At 52.8% G+C, this 21,435-nt stretch carries 21 protein-coding genes and 2 pseudogenes; 15 read left to right on the top strand and 8 right to left on the bottom strand.

Annotation, left to right across the window (positions count from 1 at the left end; all coding sequences use genetic code 11):
* The first annotated feature begins 136 nt into the window (after positions 1–136).
* Together VU18_RS10535 and VU18_RS10530 are read left to right on the top strand one after the other, a co-directional pair.
* Entirely contained in the window at positions 137–841 is a 705-nt protein-coding gene (locus tag VU18_RS10535) for a tRNA (adenine(22)-N(1))-methyltransferase TrmK (protein WP_023634656.1), read from the top strand.
* Positions 838–1,959 (top strand): Nif3-like dinuclear metal center hexameric protein, encoded by a 1,122-nt coding sequence (locus tag VU18_RS10530; RefSeq protein WP_011231958.1) that lies wholly within the window; start codon positions 838–840, stop codon positions 1,957–1,959. The genes VU18_RS10535 and VU18_RS10530 overlap by 4 nt, the downstream gene beginning before the upstream one ends.
* Positions 1,960–2,040: 81 nt before the next feature.
* Here VU18_RS10530 and VU18_RS10525 read toward each other — a convergent pair whose 3' ends face one another.
* Together VU18_RS10525 and vrrA are read right to left on the bottom strand one after the other, a co-directional pair.
* A complete protein-coding gene (locus VU18_RS10525) occupies positions 2,041–2,991 on the bottom strand; it encodes a 4-hydroxy-3-methylbut-2-enyl diphosphate reductase (RefSeq protein ID WP_011231957.1) in 951 nt (316 codons plus the stop codon).
* A 121-nt stretch (positions 2,992–3,112) separates the two neighbouring features.
* On the bottom strand, positions 3,113–3,643 hold the full coding sequence (gene vrrA, locus VU18_RS10520) for a VrrA/YqfQ family protein (protein WP_011231956.1): 531 nt from the start codon (positions 3,641–3,643) through the stop codon (positions 3,113–3,115).
* Positions 3,644–4,040: 397 nt separating this feature from the next.
* Between vrrA and VU18_RS10515 the strand changes: the two genes are divergently transcribed.
* Positions 4,041–5,351: a DEAD/DEAH box helicase gene (locus tag VU18_RS10515; protein ID WP_023634658.1), complete on the top strand. Its 1,311-nt coding sequence runs from the start codon at positions 4,041–4,043 to the stop codon at positions 5,349–5,351.
* 41 nt (positions 5,352–5,392) lie between these two features.
* Positions 5,393–6,292 (top strand): deoxyribonuclease IV, encoded by a 900-nt coding sequence (locus tag VU18_RS10510; RefSeq protein WP_047758078.1) that lies wholly within the window; start codon positions 5,393–5,395, stop codon positions 6,290–6,292.
* Positions 6,293–6,312: 20 nt separating this feature from the next.
* Here VU18_RS10510 and VU18_RS10505 read toward each other — a convergent pair whose 3' ends face one another.
* Positions 6,313–6,573, bottom strand: a complete 261-nt coding sequence (locus VU18_RS10505) for a DUF2624 domain-containing protein (protein WP_011231953.1) — start codon at positions 6,571–6,573, stop codon at positions 6,313–6,315.
* A gap of 95 nt (positions 6,574–6,668) precedes the next feature.
* On the opposite strand from VU18_RS10505, the gene VU18_RS10500 reads away from it, so the two are divergent.
* The 4 genes from VU18_RS10500 to VU18_RS10485 all read left to right on the top strand — a co-directional run bounded on the left by VU18_RS10500 (position 6,669) and on the right by VU18_RS10485 (position 9,675).
* Entirely contained in the window at positions 6,669–7,550 is an 882-nt protein-coding gene (locus tag VU18_RS10500) for a YitT family protein (protein ID WP_082218532.1), read from the top strand.
* Between the two features lie 82 nt (positions 7,551–7,632).
* Positions 7,633–8,400 (top strand): metal ABC transporter ATP-binding protein, encoded by a 768-nt coding sequence (locus tag VU18_RS10495; protein WP_011231951.1) that lies wholly within the window; start codon positions 7,633–7,635, stop codon positions 8,398–8,400.
* Between the two features lie 25 nt (positions 8,401–8,425).
* Positions 8,426–9,259 (top strand): metal ABC transporter permease, encoded by an 834-nt coding sequence (locus tag VU18_RS10490; RefSeq protein WP_047758077.1) that lies wholly within the window; start codon positions 8,426–8,428, stop codon positions 9,257–9,259.
* Complete coding sequence (locus VU18_RS10485; protein WP_011231949.1) at positions 9,256–9,675, top strand: Fur family transcriptional regulator; 420 nt, start codon at positions 9,256–9,258, stop codon at positions 9,673–9,675. Before VU18_RS10490 ends, VU18_RS10485 begins: the two co-directional genes overlap by 4 nt.
* 37 nt (positions 9,676–9,712) lie before the next feature.
* Here the strand turns inward: VU18_RS10485 and VU18_RS10480 are convergent, their stop codons facing one another.
* On the bottom strand, positions 9,713–10,279 hold the full coding sequence (locus VU18_RS10480) for a nucleotidase (RefSeq protein ID WP_011231948.1): 567 nt from the start codon (positions 10,277–10,279) through the stop codon (positions 9,713–9,715).
* A 97-nt stretch (positions 10,280–10,376) separates the two neighbouring features.
* Between VU18_RS10480 and VU18_RS10475 the strand changes: the two genes are divergently transcribed.
* A complete protein-coding gene (locus tag VU18_RS10475) occupies positions 10,377–10,724 on the top strand; it encodes a hypothetical protein (protein ID WP_011231947.1) in 348 nt (115 codons plus the stop codon).
* Between the two features lie 57 nt (positions 10,725–10,781).
* Here VU18_RS10475 and ispG read toward each other — a convergent pair whose 3' ends face one another.
* Together ispG and VU18_RS10465 are read right to left on the bottom strand one after the other, a co-directional pair.
* Positions 10,782–11,906 (bottom strand): flavodoxin-dependent (E)-4-hydroxy-3-methylbut-2-enyl-diphosphate synthase, encoded by a 1,125-nt coding sequence (ispG, locus tag VU18_RS10470; protein WP_047758076.1) that lies wholly within the window; start codon positions 11,904–11,906, stop codon positions 10,782–10,784.
* An 82-nt stretch (positions 11,907–11,988) separates the two neighbouring features.
* Positions 11,989–12,303, bottom strand: a complete 315-nt coding sequence (locus VU18_RS10465) for a LysM peptidoglycan-binding domain-containing protein (RefSeq protein ID WP_011231945.1) — start codon at positions 12,301–12,303, stop codon at positions 11,989–11,991.
* Between the two features lie 299 nt (positions 12,304–12,602).
* Here VU18_RS10465 and VU18_RS10455 point away from each other — a divergent pair, with 299 nt between their 5' ends.
* The 3 genes and pseudogenes from VU18_RS10455 (at position 12,603) to pstA (ending at position 15,370) form a co-directional block, all read left to right on the top strand.
* Positions 12,603–13,493, top strand: coding sequence for a phosphate ABC transporter substrate-binding protein PstS family protein (locus VU18_RS10455; RefSeq protein WP_011231943.1), 891 nt, complete (start codon positions 12,603–12,605; stop codon positions 13,491–13,493).
* Between the two features lie 65 nt (positions 13,494–13,558).
* Positions 13,559–14,445: pseudogene (pstC, locus tag VU18_RS10450) on the top strand (phosphate ABC transporter permease subunit PstC).
* A gap of 1 nt (position 14,446) precedes the next feature.
* Positions 14,447–15,370 (top strand): phosphate ABC transporter permease PstA, encoded by a 924-nt coding sequence (gene pstA, locus VU18_RS10445; RefSeq protein ID WP_011231941.1) that lies wholly within the window; start codon positions 14,447–14,449, stop codon positions 15,368–15,370.
* Between the two features lie 38 nt (positions 15,371–15,408).
* On the opposite strand, the gene VU18_RS10440 is transcribed toward pstA, so the two are convergent.
* Both VU18_RS10440 and VU18_RS10435 read right to left on the bottom strand, forming a co-directional pair.
* A complete protein-coding gene (locus VU18_RS10440; RefSeq protein ID WP_047758075.1) occupies positions 15,409–16,182 on the bottom strand; it encodes a DUF1189 domain-containing protein in 774 nt (257 codons plus the stop codon).
* A gap of 95 nt (positions 16,183–16,277) precedes the next feature.
* The gene (locus VU18_RS10435; RefSeq protein WP_236687361.1) at positions 16,278–17,891 is read right to left on the bottom strand and encodes a methyl-accepting chemotaxis protein; all 1,614 of its coding nucleotides are present in this window, start codon (positions 17,889–17,891) and stop codon (positions 16,278–16,280) included.
* Between the two features lie 268 nt (positions 17,892–18,159).
* On the opposite strand from VU18_RS10435, the gene sodA reads away from it, so the two are divergent.
* The 3 genes and pseudogenes from sodA to VU18_RS20135 all read left to right on the top strand — a co-directional run.
* Positions 18,160–18,774 carry a superoxide dismutase SodA gene (gene sodA / locus VU18_RS10430; RefSeq protein ID WP_011231937.1) on the top strand — a complete coding sequence of 205 codons (615 nt, stop codon included), beginning with the start codon at positions 18,160–18,162 and terminating at the stop codon, positions 18,772–18,774.
* Positions 18,775–18,916: 142 nt separating this feature from the next.
* A complete protein-coding gene (locus VU18_RS10425) occupies positions 18,917–20,209 on the top strand; it encodes an MFS transporter (RefSeq protein WP_047758073.1) in 1,293 nt (430 codons plus the stop codon).
* Between the two features lie 72 nt (positions 20,210–20,281).
* Positions 20,282–21,435, top strand: a pseudogene (locus VU18_RS20135) (penicillin-binding protein); the annotation flags it as partial.

The following is a 21,435-nucleotide window of genomic DNA, read 5'->3' as shown; positions in this document are numbered from 1 at the left end:
GAACATCCCTTTGCTTTTTGGCAAGGGGATGTTTTGTTTAGTACAATAGAGGCGCGCGGTGTTGGAGAGGAAAGGAGGGGAAGGCGAACCGCCTTCGCGCTGCAGGTGGCGGAAGGTTGGTTGCCATTGCGGTGCTATGAACGAATTTCGCCTGTCGAAACGGCTGGAAACGGTCGCCTCATTCATTCCAAAAGGGGCGGTGCTCGCTGACATTGGGTCGGATCATGCGTATTTGCCTTGCTATGCCTGCTTGCACGGCTGCGCATCAAAAGCCATTGCCGGCGAGGTGGCGGACGGACCGTTCCGCCTAGCGCAGCAGCAAGTCGAGAAGTCCGGGCTTTCTCATCTCATTTCCGTGCGCAAAGGGGATGGGCTTTCGGTCCTTGCCCCGGGGGAGGCGGACTGCATCACGATCGCCGGCATGGGTGGGGCGCTTATCGCCCGCATTTTGGGCGACGGAAAGGAAAAGCTTGCCGGTGTCAAACGGCTCATTTTGCAACCGAACATCGGTGCGGAACTTGTTCGCCGTTGGCTTCTTGATCATGGGTGGGAGCTCGTGGCTGAGCGCATTTTGAAAGAAGATGGGCAAATTTATGAAGTACTCGTCGCCGAGCCTGGCGCCCCCCGACGGCCTTACCGACATCTTGAGGCGGAGCTGCTCCTTGGACCGTTTTTGCGCCGGGAAAACAGCGAGGTGTTCCGCGAAAAGTGGAAGCGCGAGATTGAAAATTGGAAACGGATCATCGCTGATTTGACGGCCAAAGGGCAAAGTGAAGCGGCTGAGCGGAAAAAGCGTGAACTGGAGAGAAAAGTTCAATTGGTGGAGGAGGCGTTGTTATGAGCCGCGTTCCGTACGGCTATGAAATCATTCAGCTTCTTGAGCAGCTTGCTCCGAAACAGTTGGCGATGGAAGGGGATCGGATCGGTCTGCAAATCGGGACGCTAAACAAGCCGGTCAAAAAAGTGATGATCGCTCTTGATGTGCTCGAAGATGTCGTTGTCGAAGCGATCGATCAGCAAGTGGATTTAATCATCGCCCACCACCCGCCGCTGTACCGCCCGCTGAAGCAATTGCTGACTGATGATGGGCACGGGCGGATGATCGCCGCGTGCATCAAGCATGACATTGCGGTGTACGCCGCCCATACGAATTTGGATGTGGCCGATGGCGGTCTGAACGATTGGCTTGCCGAGGCGCTCGGCTTAAACGATACGGCTGTGCTTGTGCCGACGTATACCGAACCGTTGAAAAAGCTCGTTGTTTATGTGCCGGTGACGCATGCTGAGGTGGTGCGGAAGGCCTTAGGCGATGCCGGCGCCGGGCATATCGGCCGCTACAGCCATTGCACGTTCAACAGCCGCGGCGTCGGCACGTTTTTGCCGCACGAAGGGGCGCGGCCGTTCATCGGCGAGCAAGGGCGGCTCGAGGAAGTTGAGGAAGTGCGCATCGAAACGATCGTGCCGGCCTCTCTTGAACGGGAAGCGATTCAGGCGATGCTGGCTGTTCATCCGTATGAGGAAGTGGCCTATGATATCTATCCGCTTGACAATGAAGGCCGCCGCTTCGGGCTCGGGCGCATTGGCCGGCTGCCGCAGCCGGTGACGCTTGGCGCTTTTGCCGAGCAGGTGAAAACGGCGTTTTCCGTTCCGGCGGTGCGCGTCGTTGGCCGGCTGGATGATCTTGTGCAAACGGTCGCGGTGCTTGGCGGGGATGGGAATAAGTTTGTCGCTGCCGCCGCATCGGCCGGGGCGGACGTATACGTGACAGGGGATGTGTATTACCACACCGCCCATGACGCCCAAGCGCTCGGCCTTCACATCATTGATCCGGGACATAATGTAGAAAAAATCATGAAAGAAGGCGTAGCCCGATACTTAATCACTGAGCTCTCGAAACGTCAATGGGAGGCAGAAGTGGTTGCTTCCAGCGTCCATACTGATCCGTTTCAGTTCGTATGAACGGCCAACGAAAAAGGCTGTCCTGGATGAGCGGTTCAACCGTTTGTCCAAGACAGCCTCTCTTTATGGATGAAACAACCGTCACTCTTCTTTCTTTGTTTTCACTTTCGGCAAGATTTTTTGCAGCGGCACTTTCCGTTCCCTCTTCCATGTCGATGGGTCGTTCGGGTCAAACTGCTCCAAAAAGTCGATCACTTCTTTCGTAATCGGCGTCGGGGTGGAAGCGCCGGCGGTGACAGCGACTTTTTTCGCATCTTTAATCCAGTTGATGTCGATTTCCGTCACATCAGCGACGCGATACGCCTTCGTGCCGGCGATCTCTTCCGATACTTGGGCGAGGCGGTTCGAGTTGTTGCTGCGCGGGTCGCCGACGACGATCGTCACATCGGCTTCCTTCGCCTGCTCAGCGACCGCCTCTTGTCGAAGCTGGGTGGCCAGGCAAATTTCTTTATGCATTTCCACGTGCGGGTATTTTTCTTTCACTTTCGCCATGATGTCGGCGACGTCCCATTGGCTCATCGTCGTTTGGTTCGTCACCATGATGCGCTCATTGTGAATGGACAGCCGTTCGACATCATCAATGGTTTCCACAAGATGGATTCTTTCCGGATTGATGCCGACCGCTCCTTCCGGTTCCGGATGTCCTTTTTTGCCGATATAGATAATATCGTAGCCATCGGCGAGCTTTTGTTCGATGAGCCGATGCGTTTTTGTCACATCGGGGCATGTCGCATCAATCGTGACAAGTCCCTTTTCGAGCGCTCGTTTTTTTACTTCCGGTGAGACGCCGTGGGCGGTGAAAATGACGGTGCCCTGGTCGATTTTTTCCAAAATTTCCAAACGATTTTCTCCATCGAGCGTGATGATGCCTTCTTCGGCAAACGCGTCCGTGACGTGCTTATTATGGACGATCATGCCGAGAATGTAAATCGGACGCGGCAAAGATGGGTCCAACGCCGCGTTGCGGGCGATGACCATTGCATCGACCACCCCGTAGCAATACCCGCGCGGGGTAATTTTAATCACTTCCATCATATTCCCTCCCTGCCGCCGGTTGTGCGGCGGTTGTTCACCTTCCATTATATCGGAGCACCGGGGAGAAGACAAAGAATAACCGCCCTAAACAGCGGGTGCGCTAGGGCGGGGAAAGAAACTAGATATACAGTTTCGGCTTGGAAGGCTTCGGGGCGGCCGGTGCTTCTTTTTCTTGCGGCTCTTCGCGCTTTGCCTGCGGAACGGAGCGTTTTTTTGGCGCCTTGGCGGCCGGCTTTTGTTTCGTTTCGTTGGCCGGTGCGCTTTCCGACGTTGTTTCGCCTTCCCCTTCATCGGCCGGTTTCAACTCGCGGAAAATGCGGATCATCGCCGGAAGATTGCGGATGAGCGGTCCATACTGTTGCACCATCGGCATGACGTTTTGTGCGATGCCAAGCATTTTTTGCACGTTGTTTAACATGCCAACCAAGCCGCCGCCCGTGTTGGATGCGGCGGTGTTAGCGGCGTTGGACAGCAACGGCAGCCCCCACGGAGACGATGCAGCAGCCGGCGGCTGCCCGCGCGAAAACAAGCGGGCCAAGAAGCCGCCGGGGCCGCTGGGGCCAAAAGGCGGCGCCGGCATGCGGGCGAACGGGGATGGCGGCCTTCCGGCAAACGGAGAAGGCATCATCGGGGGCCGACTGTATCTCATAGCAGCTTCCTCCTTTCGGTCGTGCGGATGAACGAATGTCCTCCTTTCTACAATATGCGGGCAAGGCGGGAAAGGTTTGTTGCAGGATCGTCTTTAGTTGCGGCAGGGGGCAGCGATTCGCTATAATGATGAAGCGGACGAAGCGGTGCCCATATGCCATTTAAAATGTTCACGTTTACGCTTTTTTATGGAGCCAGCCAGTATTTGATCGACTGTCGGGTGATCGAACCATACCGCTTCCAGACCGATGCATGGATTTGTGAAACGGTTGGTTGTTCCGTCTTCCGTCGCGTCAAAGCTTGCCGCCGACAGTCGGAAAAATAGACGGCACGCTTTTGGGCCAACGAGATGGGAAACCTTCCAGTTGCATTTATTTCATAGAAGGGAGTGGTGCTTGATGACAGAAACGCAGTTCACTCGTTTTTCATTTCAGCCGTTTATCATCGAAGCGATCAAGACGCTTCGTTTTTATAAACCGACGGAAATTCAAGAGCGCATCATTCCGGGGGCGCTGCGCGGCGAAAGCATGGTCGGCCAATCGCAAACCGGAACGGGAAAAACACATGCGTACTTATTGCCGATCATTGAAAAAATCAAGCCGGAACGCGCCGAAGTGCAAGCCGTCATCACGGCGCCGACGCGCGAGTTAGCGACGCAAATTTATCACGAAACGCTGAAAATTACGAAGTTTTGCCCGAAAGATCGGATGATCGTCGCCCGTTGCTTGATCGGCGGGACGGATAAGCAAAAAGCGCTCGAAAAGCTCAACGTGCAGCCGCATATTGTCATCGGCACGCCGGGGCGCATCAACGATTTCATTCGCGAGCAGGCGCTTGATGTGCATACGGCCCACATCCTTGTCGTCGATGAAGCTGACTTGATGCTCGATATGGGCTTTATCACTGATGTCGACCAAATCGCCGCCCGGATGCCGAAAGACTTGCAAATGCTCGTCTTTTCAGCGACGATTCCGGAAAAGCTGAAGCCGTTTTTGAAAAAATATATGGAAAACCCGACCTTTGTCCACGTCGACCCGAAGCGGACGGCGAACGAAAACATCGAACATGTGCTCATCCCGCTGCGTGGACGCGAGAAAACAAAACTGCTCCGTGATGTGCTCCTCAGCTACAACCCGTATTTGGCCATCGTATTTGTCAACACAAGGAAAATGGCTGACGAGGTCGCCGACCGTCTCGCTGAGCAAGGGTTGAAAGTCGGCGTGCTGCACGGCGATTTGACGCCGCGCGAGCGGAGAAAGATGATGAATCTTATCCGCGATTTGGAGTTTCAATATGTCGTCGCGACCGATTTGGCGGCGCGCGGCATCGATATTGAAGGCGTCAGTCATGTCATCAACTACGAGTTGCCTGATGATCTGCAGTTTTATATTCACCGGGCCGGACGGACGGCGCGCGCTGGCTATAGCGGCATTGCGGCGACGATTTACGAGCCGTCTGACCAAGATGCGATTGCTCGGTTGGAAAAAATGGGAATTTCGTTTGTCCACCGTGATTTCGTGCGCGGCGAATGGAAGGAGCTGCCGCCGTGGAACCGGCGGAGCAAGCGGGCGGGCGAAAAGGATGACGAACTGGCGCTGCTTTTCGCCAAACTGAAAAAAACGAAGCAGGTGAAGCCGGGCTACAAAAAAAAGTTGCGCGCGGAGCTGGAGAAGAAGAAAAAGCGGCTTGGCCGCTTCAAAAAATCATAATAGCCGTCCGCCTTTAACGCAAAGAAAAGGGAGAGAAGAACATGTTAAAAATCGGTTCACATGTTTCCATGAGCGGAAAGAAAATGCTGCTGGCCGCCAGCGAGGAAGCGGCCTCCTACGGAGCGAACACGTTTATGATTTACACCGGGGCGCCGCAAAACACAAAGCGCAAGTCGATTGAAGAGCTCAACATCGAAGCCGGGCGCCAGCATATGCAAGCGCACGGCATCGAAGAGATTGTCGTCCACGCCCCGTATATCATCAATATCGGCAATACGACCAATCTCGATACGTTTTCGCTGGGCGTCGACTTTTTGCGCGCGGAAATCGAGCGGACGGAAGCCATTGGAGCCAAACAGCTTGTGCTCCATCCAGGCGCTCACGTCGGCGCAGGGGTGGAAGCCGGACTTCGCCAAATTATTCGTGGACTGAATGAAGTGTTGACGCGCGAACAGAACGTGCAAATCGCCCTAGAAACGATGGCCGGCAAAGGGTCGGAATGCGGGCGGACGTTTGAGGAGCTCGCGTACATTATCGACGGCGTCACCTATAATGATAAGCTGTCCGTTTGCTTTGATACATGCCATACGCATGACGCCGGCTATGACATCGTCAACGATTTTGACGGCGTCCTTGAGGAGTTTGACCGGATCATCGGTCTCGGGCGGCTGAAAGTACTGCACATCAACGACAGCAAAAACCCGCGCGGCAGCCGGAAAGACCGCCATGAAAACATCGGTTTCGGCCATATCGGGTTTGCTGCGCTCAACTATATCGTCCATCACCCGCAGCTTGAGGATATTCCGAAAATTTTAGAAACCCCATACGTGGGCGAGGACAAACACAACAAAAAACCACCGTACAAGCACGAAATCGCCATGCTGCGGGCGCAGTCGTTCGATGACCAGTTGCTTGAAAAAATCAACGCTGGGGCGGAATGAGAAAAGGGCTATGCGCCCTTTTATTTTTTTTGCACGAATTTCAAAAATAGCTCGTTCGCTTTTCGAGCGATGTCCGGCGAGGTGATTTTCGCTAACTCTCGCACCCATTTTTTCCGCTCCTCGGGGTCAAAGACGTTAATGTCGTTCGTCCGGGCGAGATGAAGAATTTGTTTCGCTTGGCTTGTCGTGATGGGCAAGCCGTACTCTCGGCTGTACGCAACGAGTTCTTCCGGGGTGATCGTTTTTAATTTTTGCTTGACAAGCTGTTGGTAAATGTTCATCGCAGCCGCCTCCTTGCTTCTGTTCCATCATATGACGTGAATGGAAAAGGCGTGTATGGTATAATAGAAAAAACAAAAAGGGAAAGGGTGGTAGTTTGGCGCCAAAACAGCATAAAAAAGAACCGCTAGGCCATGTGTTGTATCGGGTGTTGATGATCGCCATCGGCGCCTCTTTGGCGGCGTTTGCCATCGAGCGGCTGCTCGTTCCGAACAAAATGATCGACGGCGGCATCATTGGCATATCGCTGATTCTGGACTACTTGACTCCGGACGAATGGCGGCTGTTCAATTTCGCCACGCTCGTCATCCTCTTAAACGCCCCGTTCATGTATTTCGGCTACAAGCAAATCGGAAAAACGTTCATGCTGTCAACGATTTTAGGCGTCGTGATCCTCGGCGTCACCGAACGGCTGTTTCACCATCTTTCCCCGCTGACGACCGAGCCGATTTTAGCCACCGTTTTTGGCGGGTTGTCGCTCGGTCTTGGCGTCGGATTGGTCATCCGTCATGGCGGATCGCTCGATGGGACGGAAATTTTGGGGATTTTGATGACGAAAAGAATCCCGTTTTCGGTCGGCGAGTTTGTCATGTTTGTCAACGTTTTTATTTTTGGCTGGGCGGCGTTTGTGTTTGGCCTCGAGCCAGCCATGTATTCGGTGATGACGTACTACATCGCCTCAAAAACGATCGATGCGGTCATTGAAGGGCTTGACGAGACGCGGGCGGCCTTTATTGTGACCGATCATTATGAGGAAATTTCCGACGCCATTTTGCACCGGCTCGGCCGCGGGACGACGAAATTGCTCGGCAAAGGCGGATATACGGACGAGCAAAAGGAAATCATTTATGCAGTCGTCACGCGCTTGGAAGTGACAAAACTAAAATCGATCGTCAATGAAATCGACCCGGATGCGTTCATCACCATTATGCCGACGCATGAAGTGCGCGGCGCCCGCTTTAAATCAGCGATTCATTGAGGTTTACAAAACGCGGATGGTGGGGTATACTTGCATAGTGAAGCAAATCGGAATGATTCTGAATTAGCAAGGGAGAACCGCCATGGAAAATGGGCTTGTTGTGCAAATTGAGGATGTGTCGTTCCGCTATGAAAACGAGAACGTGCTTGAGCATGTTAGTTTAACGGTGCCGAAAGGGGCATTTTTAGGATTGGTCGGCCCGAACGGCTCGGGAAAATCGACGCTGCTCAAATGTGTGCTCGGCTTGTTAAAACCGAACAGCGGCCGCATTTTTTTGTTCGGCGAGCCGATTGAATCGTTTCGCGAATGGCATCGAATCGGTTTCGTGTCGCAAAAAGCGAACAGCTTCAACCGCAGCTTTCCGGCGACGGTTGAGGAAGTGGCGGCGAGTGGGTTGGCGGCCAAACGCGGCTTATTTCGGCCGCTGACACACGAAGACCGCCGTGCGGTCGAAGCGGCGCTCGCGGCCGTTGGGTTGAGCGGCCTGGCAAAGCGCAATATCGCGGAGCTGTCCGGCGGCCAGCAACAACGGGTATTTATCGCCCGCGCACTGGCGAGCAAGCCGGATTTGCTCATTTTAGACGAGCCGACGGTCGGCGTGGATGCGCGCCATGTGCATGAATTTTACGAACTGCTCGGCGACTTGAACCGCCGCGGCTTAACGCTTATCTTAGTGACGCATGACATCGGGACGATCACGGACCGGGTGACCGATATCGCCTGTTTGAACAAGCGCCTCTATTTCCATGGAAAGGCGGAAGAGTTCGAACATCTTGGCAACGAGGCGATTTCGCAGTTTTATGGCCATCCGCTCCACGTTCTCTCTCACGAGCATGAACGAGCGGAATGAAACGGTGACGGTGGAGGAATGACACGTGTGGGAAGCCATTTGGCAATACGAATTTTTGCGCAATGCGTTTGTTGCCGGCGTTTTGACCGGTTTTACGGCGCCATTGCTCGGCGTTTTTATTGTCGTTCGGCGGCTGTCGCTCATCGCTGATGCATTGAGTCATGTGACGCTTGCGGGCATTGCCGCCGGGCTCTTGCTCAGTTCATCGGCGCCGGCGGCCGCGAGCTGGAACCCGCTTTACATCGGAATGGGGTTTTCCGTCGTCGGGTCGCTGTTTATCGAAAAGCTGCGCGCTGTGTATCGGCATTATGAAGAGCTTGCGATTCCAATCGTGTTGTCGTCCGGTCTTGGCTTGAGCGTCATTTTCATTTCGATGGCCAACGGGTTTACGACCGATTTGTTTTCGTATTTATTCGGCAGCGTCAGCGCCGTCAGCCGTGCTGACGTTTGGACAGCGTTTGCTGTCGCCGCAGCTGCCGCGATAGTGATTTTGACGTTTTACAAAGAGCTGTTTCTTCTTTCCTTTGACGAGGAATACGCCCGTGTCTCCGGCGTTCGCACCACATTGATCCATTTTTTGTTTATTGTGCTTGTTGCGCTCGTCATTGCTGCATCGATGCGCATCGTCGGCGTGCTCCTCATCTCATCGCTCATGACGCTGCCGGTGGCGGCGAGCATCCGCATCGCCAAAAGTTTTAAACAGGTAATCGGGCTTTCGATTTTGTTCGGGGAGCTGGCCGTCATCGCCGGGCTTTGGGCGGCGTATGAGCTAGACTGGGCGCCGGGTGGAACGATCGTCATCGCAGCGGTTGTCATTTTGCTTTTCGCACTCGGATGGAAAAGGGGGCGGCAGCGATGAATATCGACGAAGCGTTGCAGTTGATGAAAGAGAAAGGATTTAAATATACGGAAAAACGGAGACAAATGCTTGAGTTGTTTGCCGAAAGCGACAAATACTTGACGGCCAAAGACGTGCTTGAAGCGCTCCGTCCCGTCTATCCGGGCTTGAGCGTTGATACCGTGTACCGCAATTTGTCGCTCTTTGCGCTGCTTGGCATTTTGGAAATGACCGAGCTTTCCGGGGAGAAACATTTCCGTTTTGCCTGCGGCGCCCGCCGCCACCACCATCATTTCATTTGCATCCAGTGCGGAAAAACGAAGAAGATTGACGCTTGTCCGATGGATGGGCTTGCGGCGCAGCTCGATGGGTATGAGATCACGGACCATAAGTTTGAAATTTACGGCACATGTCCGCAATGTCAACAGAGGGGCTGATCCCAAAACGCATTCGCGTTTTGGATCAGCCCCTTGTTTATGGCCGGAGGCGCTGTTCGATTTCTCGCTTTGCTTCAAGCCAGTTATTGACGCGGATGACGTTTTCGGGGAGCGGGCCTTGGTTGTACGGAGTGTCAAACAAAATGACGGGAATGCCGCATGTTTCGGCGATTTCGCAGGCATTATCGTACTTGTCTTCAAAGAAGGCCGACAGCTTATATTGGCGGACGGCGGCGATTTTGTCGTGCGACCCAATCAGATCAATATGGTGGTAATGGACGCCGTGCCGCCGGAACCAGCGCTCGGTGAGATCGTACAAATGGCGGCCACGGGCGCTGATGTAATACAGCTCGTATTTGTCTTTCCAGCTGTCAATCACCTCAAGCGCATAGCGGGCAAGCGGAGCCCTCTCATAAATATCCGCTTCGTTTTCCTCAAGCCAGCGGTCCATTTCTTCCTCCGCCACGCCGTATAACGGCGCCAAATTGTATTGCGTAATGTCGTTTAATGCGAGCTCTTTGCCGAATGCTTCGTTTAAATACGGAATGAACGTGCTCGGACATGTCACCGTGCCGTCAATGTCGATGCCAAGCCGTTTTTTCACCGCTTCATCCTCCTGTTAGAAAATATTCACACTGATAAAATAACGCCGGTTTCTCATACTAATAATGCTTCTTACTTTAGGAAAGCGAGGGAAGCATATGGCAGACGACCGCGAGCGCACGTATAACGGAAGTTACGTGCAATCGATCGGAAAAGAGGAACCAGAACGCAATTTTATGGAAGAAACAGCGGCGGAAGTCGCTGAACCGATTCGCCGCGGCGACGAACGGGACGAAGAACGCGCGGACGGCGCCGGGCTCGGCTGGCTCGCTTTGGCCCTATCCATCATCGCCTTGTTTATTTGGCCGATTTTGTTAGGGGCGGCCGGCATTATTGTCGGGTTTATCGCGCGCCGGCGCGGCGCAGAGACGCTCGGTGCGTGGGCCATCGGCATCGGCGTCATCGCTATTCTCGTCCGCCTGTTTATTATGCCGTTTTATACGTAAAAAGCGAGGGTGTCCCCAAGCGGGGACGCCCTTTCTCGTTGTGCAGGAACCTTCCGCTCATTGGGCGGCGCTGCCTTTCAGAGCGGCTTTGTTTTCCTTTTGCTTTGCAAAGTATTCTTCCGCCAGCTTGTCGATTTCTTTTTTCAGCTCTTCCACCATTTGCTCTTCGGGTACTTTTCGGACGATTTTGCCGTGGCGGAACAACAAGCCTTCGCCACGGGCGCCGGCAATGCCGATGTCGGCTTCCCGTGCTTCCCCTGGTCCATTGACGGCGCATCCGAGCACAGCGACTTTGATCGGCGCTTGAATTTTGGCGATATAGTCTTCGATTTCGTTGGCGATGCGAATCAAATCGATCTCAATCCGCCCGCACGTCGGGCAGGAAATGAGCGTCGCCGCATTGGAAGCGAGTCCGAACGTTTTTAAAATTTCGCGCGCCACTTTTACCTCTTCAACCGGGTCGGCGCTTAACGAAACGCGGATCGTATTGCCGATGCCTTTGCTTAAAATGGCGCCGAGTCCAACCGCGCTTTTGATCGTGCCGGAAAAAAGCGTTCCCGCTTCGGTGATGCCGACATGGAGCGGGTAGTCGAACGTGCGCGCCGCTTTTTCGTACGCTTCAATGGCGAGGCGCACATCGGACGCTTTCAACGAAACGATAATATCGTGAAAATCAAGTTCTTCTAAAATGCGGATATGATATAAGGCGCTCTCAACCATGCCGTCGGCTGTTGGATATCCATATTTTTCCAAAATGCGTTTTTCCAGCGATCCGGCGTTGACGCCGATGCGAATCGGTACGCCGCGCTCTTTCGCCGCTTTCACGACCGCTTCGACTTTTTCGCGGCGCCCGATGTTGCCTGGATTGATGCGGATTTTATCAACGCCGCCTTCGATCGCTTTCAGCGCCAGTTTGTAGTCAAAGTGGATGTCGGCGACAAGCGGGATGTTGATTCGCTTTTTAATTTCCGGTATCGCCGCGGCGGCCCGCTCGTCCGGGCAGGCGACGCGGACGATTTGGCACCCCGCTTCCTCGAGGCGGTGGATTTGCGCCACCGTCGCTTCGACATCGTGCGTTTTTGTCGTCGTCATGCTTTGAATGATGACTTCGTTGCTGCCGCCGATTGTCAGCGGACCGACGCGGACCGGCCGAGTCTTTGAACGATGGATGATTTCACCCACGGGAATTCGCTCCTTTAACATTCAAGTCGCTTTCTGCATTATTGTAACAGTGCCATCCGCCGTTTGACAAGCGATTCGCCGGTTAGCGATAGATCGGCACTTTATAAGTTTTCCCGATTTTTAATGTTTGCGCATGTTCGCCTGGATTTAACCGTTCAAAATCACGGATCAGTTGCTCAAGCGGAACGGGCAATGGACCGTTGAGTTCTTTCTCGATGATGGACAACAACGTATCGCCAGGGCGAATGGTCACCGTCCGGTACGGGATGGCCGCCTGTTTCGACTGGACAACGGCTGCCGCTGTTTCAGATGAAGGGTGAAGCGTTCCGATGACAAGGTCGCGGTAAACGATATAACTGGAAAGAAAGAGAAGCAGGAGAAAAATGAATTTTTTCATGACGCTTCCTCCGCATGCGTATATCTATTTCATATGTATGCTTGTCCAGCGAAAATATGTCTTCCTTAGCAAGGTCGTTGAGTTCATGAGGAAAACACTTCAACAAAAGAATGTCTCCAATTTGAAAAACGGCATCACCGTTCTTCTTTGCCTTCAAGGCTCGCTTGACGGCTTTTTGAAAATATTCCTGTTTTTTGTCTTTACAGAAACTTAACAACTGCTTTATAAGGGCCTAACAATGTCTCGCTACAATGGTCTTGTACGTTGAAAGTACGAAAACAAAACGGGGGGATTTCTGAATGTGGAGCAAACGAGTCAAATTGGGATTGGCCGCCTTGTTGATGACCGGCGTTTTGGCCGGCTGCGGGCAGACTGAAAAGAACAACGCGGGCGGCAATGAAGGAACGGCAAAGAAAGAAGAAACCTACTCCGGCACCATTGCACTAGCGGGATCTACAGCGCTTCAGCCGCTGGCAGAGGAAGCGGCAAACGCGTTTATGGAAAAGTATCCGGACGTATCGATCACCGTTCAAGGCGGCGGCAGCGGTACGGGCGTCAACCAAGTGGCAGCCGGCGCCGTGCAAATCGGCAACTCGGATGTGCCGGCGGCGGAGAAGCTGGACGACAAATCGAAAGCGTCAGAGCTTGTTGACCATAAAGTGGCCGGCATCGCCTTTGCGATTGTGGTCAACGACGATGTGAAGGTCGATAATTTAACGACGAAGCAAATTCAAGATATTTTCAGCGGAAAGATTAAAAACTGGAAAGAAGTCGGCGGACCAGATGAAGCCATTCACGTGATCAACCGTCCGGCGTCATCGGGTACGCGGGCGACATTTGAGAAAACGATCATGAAAGGCGTAAAAATCGATGATTCCATCGGTACGGTGCAAGATTCGAACGGAGCGGTCGAACAGGCGATCAGCTCGACGCCGGGCGCTGTCAGCTATGTAGCCATGTCGTATTTAATTGGGGAAAAGAAAAACTTGAAAACGGTCAAAATTGACGGCGCGGAACCGACGGTGGAAAACATCCGCACGGAAAAGTACCCGTTTTGGTCGTATGAATACATGATTACCAAAGGGGAAGCGAAGGAAGAAGTGCGAGCGTTTATCGACTTTGTCAAGAGCGAAGAATTTGCGCCGACCGTTAAAAAGATGGGGTATATCCCGATGACGGAATTGGAGTAGAGAAGGGCGGAAGGCCGGCTCGTTAGGCCGGCCTTTGACAATGGAGGGATGAAGCCATGCAACAAATGCATACGAAACGGCGGAATCGCTGGCTTGAAGAGTACATCGGCCGCACGTTTGCGGTCATCTGCGGCTGGCTGATCGTTCTGATTACGGTGACGATGATCATCTTTTTGGCGGTAAAGGGAATTCAGTCCTTTACGGACAGCGGTCTTTCGCTTTCCGACATGTTGCTTTCGATGCAAGGGATCCAAACGGCACGCCGCCGAAGTATGGGGCGCTCATTTTTATTGTTGGCTCGATGCTCGTCTCGCTTGGCGCTTTGTTGATCAGTGCGCCGATCGCGTTGGCGTTGGCGATTTTCATGAACTTTATCGCTCCCAAATGGTTCGTTTCGTTGCTCAAGCCGGTGCTGGAGCTGCTTGTCGGCATTCCGTCGGTGGTGTATGGCTGGCTTGGGGTGACGATTCTCGTTCCGCTCTTGCGCGAATGGTTCGGAGGCTCCGGCTTTAGTCTGTTGGCGGGGATCATCGTCCTTAGTATGATGATTTTGCCGACCATCACCAGCATTGCGGCCGACGCCTTGGCCAATGTCCCGATGACGTATATGGAAGCATCATACGGGCTTGGCTCTACGCGTTGGCAGGCGATTTCCCGCGTCATCGTTCCGGCGGCGAAAGCCGGGATTGCCACCGGCGTCGTTCTCGGCTTGGCGCGGGCGTTTGGCGAGGCGCTTGCTGTGCAGATGGTGATCGGCAATACGATTAAGCTGCCTTCAGGCCTTGACAGCCCGACGGCGACGTTAACAAGTGTATTGACGATGGATATGGCAAATACGATCAACGGAACACCATGGAACAACGCGTTATGGACATTGGCGCTCATTTTGCTCTTGATCTCGTTTTTCTTCATTGCCGTGATCCGTTTGGTCGGCCCGAGAAAGGAGCGATAAGATGACAGCGCGAATGATCGATAAAGTTTGGACAGGCATTTTCTATGCGGTGGCTGCTGCAGTCATCGGGTTGCTCATGTTCTTTTTTGCCGTTGTGTTGTCGAAAGGAGCGGGGTTTTGGCAACCTGAGTTTCTGTTCGGACGGCCGAGCAATACGCAAGCGGGCGGCGGCATTGGTCCGCAGCTCATCAATTCATTTTATATGTTGGTTGTGACATTGCTTTTGTCGGTTCCGCTTTCGTTGGGAGCTGGAATTTATTTGGCCGAATACGCCAAACAAGGGCGGATCGTCGGGTTCATTCGCCTTTGCTTGGAAACGATGGCATCATTGCCGTCGATTGTCGTCGGGTTGTTTGGATTGTTGGCGTTTGTCACCTTGACGGGTTGGGGCTATACGCTGCTCGGCGGAGCGTTAGCCGTCACGATCATCAATTTGCCTGGATTGACGCGCATTTGCGAAACGGCGATTTTGGATGTTCCAGCCAACATTAAAGAGGGGAGTCTTGCCCTTGGAGCGACGCGCTGGCAGACGTTGGTCAAAGCGGTGCTTCCGGCCGCCATCCCGCAAATTGTCACCGGCGTCATTTTATCGGCTGGGCGCATTTTCGGCGAAGCGGCTGTTTTCATTTATACCGCTGGGCTGACGACTCCGATGCTTCGTTGGGATGCGGATTGGGGCAGCCAGGCCAACCCGCTGAACGTGTTCCGGCCGGCCGAAACGCTGACGGTGCATATTTGGAAATTGAATTCGGAAGGCATTGTCCCAGACGCGAAGCTGATCGCGGCCAAATCGGCGGCTGTGTTGATGGTGGCCGTTCTTTTATTCAATTTGGCTGCACGGCTCGCTTCTTCCTTGCTTGCGCGGCATTTCTCCGGGGGGCGGCGCGCGCGTCGAGGACGAGGAGAAAGAAGCAAAGCAGCGTAAGCACAAAAAAAGCTGTCCTGCATCGACAGGCAGCTTTTTTATATTTCCCGTTTGGCTGATGGCACTTCCTTGACTGCCAAAAAGAGAACGACAAGCGAAACGAACCAATGGATCAACGCGCCGTAGGGCACGACCGCTTGCACCGTTTCCATCACGGTGAAAAAGACGGTCGACAGCGTAATGGCGTAAGCCGACATCACCCATGTATGGCGGTAGCGCAGCGTTTTGTCGAGCACGCCGGCAAGAATCAGGCCGAAAAAGGCAAAGATGCACACGCTGATGAATTTCCCGGCGCAGGCGAGCACGTATAAAACGAACCCAAAAAGCGGGATGAGGACAGGGAGAAGCGACTGAAGACCGGCGATGAACGCGCGAACGTCTTCGTCGGTAATGGTCACATCCGGAAACGTGGCATAGCTGTAATGCTGCGCCTGATGGCCGGCGACGAGCACGGCCTCATGCTTCAAGAGCGCGATGGCGTTCGGAAACTGCTCGACGTTCTCACTCGTCACTTTGCCGGTGCTGTCAAAAATGATCGTAAATCCGCCTTGATCAATATGAATCGGCGTGGCCGCCTCCGAGTGAAGTTCGCCGTTTTCAATCGAAAACGGCGGCAACTCGTTATTCAATAAGGCGCTCGTTGTGCGGATGCCTTCAGTGAGCGACGAGGAGACATAGTAAAACGTCGGAAGAATGGACAGCAAAGTCAGCAAAAACACATACCCGATCGTTTTCCCAATTCCTTGGAATCGAAAGCGGGCGATGTCTTTCGGAGAATATAAGCTTTTCCACAGCTGGACAAATACGTTCATCGCAGACACACCTTTCTTTGTCTCCTTTTCCATTGTAGCCGGGAAAGAGGAAGAATTCAACTTGGGACGAAGAAAAAAGCGGGCATCTTCCCGCTTTAGTCAGAAGGCAAATGAAAGGTGCCAAGCAAGGTGCGCCAATGCAACACGCGGTCATTCAGCGCATCGGCTTCGGAGCGAATGGCCGCCATGGCCTCGTGCTGACCGTCAGTAAAATTCGAAATTTGCTCCATCGAAGACGCAATCTGTTGGGCAACGGTGGCAATCTCTGTGATATGTTTTCGCATATCACTAATTTGCCGTTCGATGGCAACGAATTTTTCTGAAATTTGCAATGTATGTGCGGATGAATGAGACACCATTGTTGTGATTTCTTTAAAGGCTTGTTGGCTTTCCGTGAACGTTTTTTTCGTTTCATCGAGTTGTTTGGCGCTTTCCTTCATTGATTGAACGGCGGCCTCGATTTGGCTTTGCACATCTTGGACAATCGATTGAATTTGCGCCAACGCTTGTCCTGTTTGCGCCGACAGCACCCGGATTTCTTTCGCAACAACCGCGAATCCCCGTCCATGCTCTCCTGCTTTCGCTGCTTCAATGGCAGCGTTTAGAGCCAGTAAGTTCGTTTGTTCAGCGATGGTTCCGATTAGTGAAAGAATGCTGGTAATATGGCGTGAATGGTCTTTCAATGCATCGATTGTGTGCATCGTTTTTGCGATCGATTGTTGCAAGTAACCCATGTCGCTGTTTGCCCGTTGAACAAGCTGGTTGCCGCTTTCCGCTTTGGAATGGGCTTGTTCTGTGGAACGACGGGCTTCTTCCATTCGAAAGGACATTTGTTCCATTTCGTCTGCCAGTTGTTGAAAAAAAGAGGCGATGTCAGCCGATTTGCGTGCTTGTTGCTCTGCTCCGTACGCTGTGTCTGCCACCGCCGCGGCGATTTGTTCGGAAGCCGCTGTAGTCTCCGAGGATGTTTGGTTTAAAAGGTTCGTAGCCGCTGCGATTTGCTCAGAGCTGAAACGCATATGTTCGATCAGAACAGCCAAATTGCTGGACATCTGATGGAACCCGTCGGCAAGGGCAAGAATATCTTTTGTCGCTGCATGCAATTCAATGCGCGACCGCCAGTCGCCGGATCCAAGCCGTTCCATGGCTTGTTGGAGCCAAGCAATGGGACGAGTGGCGCGATGGATGATTCTCCATCCGGCCAGGCATACGGTCAAGACAGCGGCAACAGACCATGCCAGGTTTGTTGCTTGCTGTTTCAAAAGCGGCCACAGATAATCCTTTTCCGGAATGGCGATGATGTAGACCGCTCCCTGCAAATCGCTGGAACTGGAAAATGCAGCCAGCCATTGGTCTGTATGCAAAACACCTTGCTTCTTTTTCAATATATCGCGCACGACCTGTTCGGGCAGCGTTTGATTGGGCGAGGATGGCCGTTTTGCCACCGCCTTTCCCGTTTTCGTTACAATCAATTGCACCGGATGAAGGTGTAAGGCGTGGAATTTCCGTTCATTTAGCGTCAATGAATAATTCAGTTTTTGAGAAAATGCTTCATTGGTCGTTGTCGCTTTTAAAATAGAAATTTTTTCAACCATCGTTTCGCTTGATAGCTGCAACTGTTGTTGGATCGACTGAATCGCTGAATGGCGCCCTTGAATATAGCCGATTGAGGTGATGACAAGGGCCGACAACGTCGTTGTGAGCACCATGGCCATCATGACAATTGTCTCAAGTCGAAAGGCGTTCCATAAAGAACGTGATCGCTTTGTTTCCATTTTCGCTGAGTTCCCCCTTAACTGGAAGCTACCTTATACTATAGCTTGTCATTATGAAGAAACGGTCAACGGTGTGTTGAAAATATGTAAACAAAAAGCGAGGACAAGCAAATCGATTGAAACATTGTGCCAACTTTGGTAAGCTAATCTCAAGCGAACGCTTTGGCGTTCGTGTACATAAATCAAAAAGGAGGAGATCGGTATGCCATTTGAATTGCCAGCATTGCCGTATCCGTATGATGCGCTTGAGCCGCACATCGACAAAGAAACGATGAACATTCACCACACGAAGCACCATAACACATACGTTACAAATTTGAATGCGGCGCTTGAAGGGCATCCGGATTTGCAAAACAAATCGCTCGAAGAATTGCTCAGCAATTTGGAAGCCCTTCCGGAAAGCATTCGCACGGCGGTGCGCAACAACGGCGGCGGTCATGCAAACCACTCGCTTTTCTGGACGATTTTGTCGCCAAATGGCGGCGGTGAGCCGACGGGTGAGCTGGCTGAGGCGATCAACAAAAAATTCGGCAGCTTCACCGCGTTTAAAGACGAGTTTTCGAAAGCAGCGGCCGGCCGTTTCGGTTCTGGCTGGGCATGGCTTGTCGTGAACAACGGCGAGCTGGAAATTACGAGCACGCCGAACCAAGACTCGCCGATCATGGAAGGCAAAACGCCGATTCTCGGCTTGGACGTTTGGGAGCATGCGTACTACTTGAAATACCAAAACCGCCGTCCGGAATACATTGCCGCATTCTGGAACATTGTCAACTGGGACGAAGTGGCGAAACGGTACAGCGAAGCGAAAGCGAAGTAATCAACAAAGCGGGGCGAAACAAAACGCCCCGCTTTTTTTAGCGACGGAGGGTGCAGGCAAAGGAAGCGGTTTTCTTCGCGCCGGGTGCATAGAGGCTGCGGAAATGGCCACACTACCGGATAGATGAAAAGGGGAGTTTGCAATGGCATTTTTCCAAAAACTAACCGGCCAAGAACAAGTGAACCGCGACCTGTTGCTTTTGCTTTGCATCGGCGGGTTTTACACGCTCGGTGTTTCCCTCTCAAACACGTTTGTCAACATTTATTTATGGAAACAGACCGGCGATTTCCGCGACTTGGCGCTATACAATTTGGCGGTCGTCACGATGCAGCCGCTGACGTTTATTTTCGCCGGACGGCTGGCGAAACAAATTGACCGCATCCTCGTTTTGCGGCTTGGCGTGTCGTGTTTAGCCGTTTTTTTTGTCACCGTTTTATTGGTCGGCTCTCGCGCTCATCAATATTTGCTTTTTCTCGGCGCGCTGCTCGGCGTCGGCTATGGTTTTTATTGGCTGGCATTTAACGTGTTGACATTTGAAATTACCGAACCGGAGACGCGCGACTTTTTTAACGGTTTTTTCGGGGTGTTGACCTCATCAGCCGGCATGATCGGGCCGATTGCCGCCGGTTATATCATCTCATCGCTTCATGGAGCGAAAGGGTATACGTTCGTTTTCTCGCTGTCGCTCGGCTTGTTTCTTGTCGCTGTGCTGCTCAGCTTTTTCTTGAAGCGCCGCGCGGCCGCGGGGAAATATTTGTTCGTCCGCATTTTAAAGGAGCGGAATGAAAACCGGAACTGGCGGCTCATTACGAATGCCCACTTTTTTCAAGGATTGCGCGAAGGCACGTTTGTGTTTATCATTTCCGTGCTTGTGTATGTCACTTCTGGAAGTGAATGGGCGCTCGGCAAATTCGGGCTTGTCAACTCGTTTACATCGTTTGTCGCCTATTATGCTGTCTCCCGGCTGATCAAGCGTGAATATCGGATGAAAGCGATTTTGCTGGGAGGAGCGTTGCTATACGGAGCGATTTTTTTGATCGTCTTCCATCCAACCTATCCGCGCCTCATTCTTTATGCCATCACGATCGCCATTGCGTATCCATTGCTGCTTGTTCCGTATTCCTCCTTGACGTTTGACGTCATCGGAAAGAGCTGGAAATCGGCCGAGGCGCGCGTCGAATACATTGTTGTCCGGGAATTGTTTTTAAACGCCGGACGGGTGGCATCGATTTTAGCCTTTTTGACGGCTATGGCGCTCTTTGGTGAAGAGGCTGGCATTCGGGTGCTTATGTTTGTGTGCGGGGCCGGGCATTTGGTGATTTATTGGTTTGTCCGCCGCATTCGCTTCACCGATGGCCGTCCGGAGCGCGGCCGGCGCGAGAGGCTTTTGCTTCGGCCGAAGCTGGCCGGCGAACGAGGCCGTTCGCCGGTGTGAGGGGCCAAGTTTTTCCCTAGCCATGACCGACTTTTTCTTTTACAATAGGGGGAGGAGAAGGAGGACCGGGGGATGAAACGGAAAAAGCGAGCACAAGTGCCGATTCGGTTAAACATTTTGTTTTTCTTTGTTTTTTTGTTGTTTTCAGCACTGATTTTACGCCTTGGCGTCGTACAAATCGTCTACGGTGAAGATTATCGGCGCGAAGTGGAGCGAACGCAGGATGAAATCGTCAGCACGCCGGTGCCGCGCGGCAAAATTTACGATCGATTCGGCCGCGTGATCGTCGACAACACACCGCAAAAGGCGATTACGTACACGCGCTCCAAAACGACACAGCCGGAAGAAATATTGGACATAGCAAGGAAACTTGCCCAATACATCGACATTCCCGATGCTGAGAAAAAAGTAACTGAGCGCGATATGAAAGATTATTGGATTTTAACGCATCCGAAAGAAGCGAAACGGAAGGTGAGCGAACAAGAACGGAAAAAGCTCGCTGATCAAGGATTGACGCAAAAAGAGATCGACAAAAAAGTGTACGAGTGGACGCTCGATCGCATCACCAAGCAAGATTTGGCGCAAATTTCGAAAGCAGAGCTTGAAGTGATCGCCATTAAACATGAGATGGAGAGCGGCTACGCCTTGACGCCACAGACGGTCAAAAGCAAAGGAGTGACCGACCGCGAATATGCGGTCGTCAGCGAGCATTTGAGCGAGCTGCCCGGCGTCAATACGACGGTGGATTGGGACCGGAAATACGTCTATGACAACACATTCCGCTCTGTGCTCGGCAGTGTGACTGAAGAAGACGAAGGCGTCCCGCGCGAACGGCTCGATTACTTTTTAGCCCGCGACTACAGCCGCAATGACCGCGTCGGCAAAAGCTATTTGGAGATGCAGTATGAAGAAGTGCTGCACGGCAAAAAGGCAAAAGTGAAAAACGTTGTCGACAAATCGGGCAATGTCATCTCGGTTGAGCAAGTGTATCCAGGCGAGCGCGGCAAAGATCTCGTGTTGACCATCGATGCTGAATTGCAGCAAAAAGTCGAAGAGATCATTCAGCAGGAGATTTTGGCGACGAAGCGCAAAGGCCGGTCGCCGCTCTTGGACCGGGCGTTTGTCGTCATGATGAACCCGAAGACGGGCGAAGTGTTGGCGATGGCCGGCAAGCTTCTTCAAGATGGCAAATTTGTCGACTTTGCCATCGGCAACATCACGTCCGC

The sequence above is a fragment of the Geobacillus sp. ZGt-1 genome, assembly GCF_001026865.1.
GTDB classification, from domain to species: Bacteria; Bacillota; Bacilli; order Bacillales; family Anoxybacillaceae; genus Geobacillus; species Geobacillus thermoleovorans.
The sequence above is the reverse complement of the archived record's forward strand: the minus strand, read 5'-3'. Positions and strand labels throughout refer to the sequence as shown.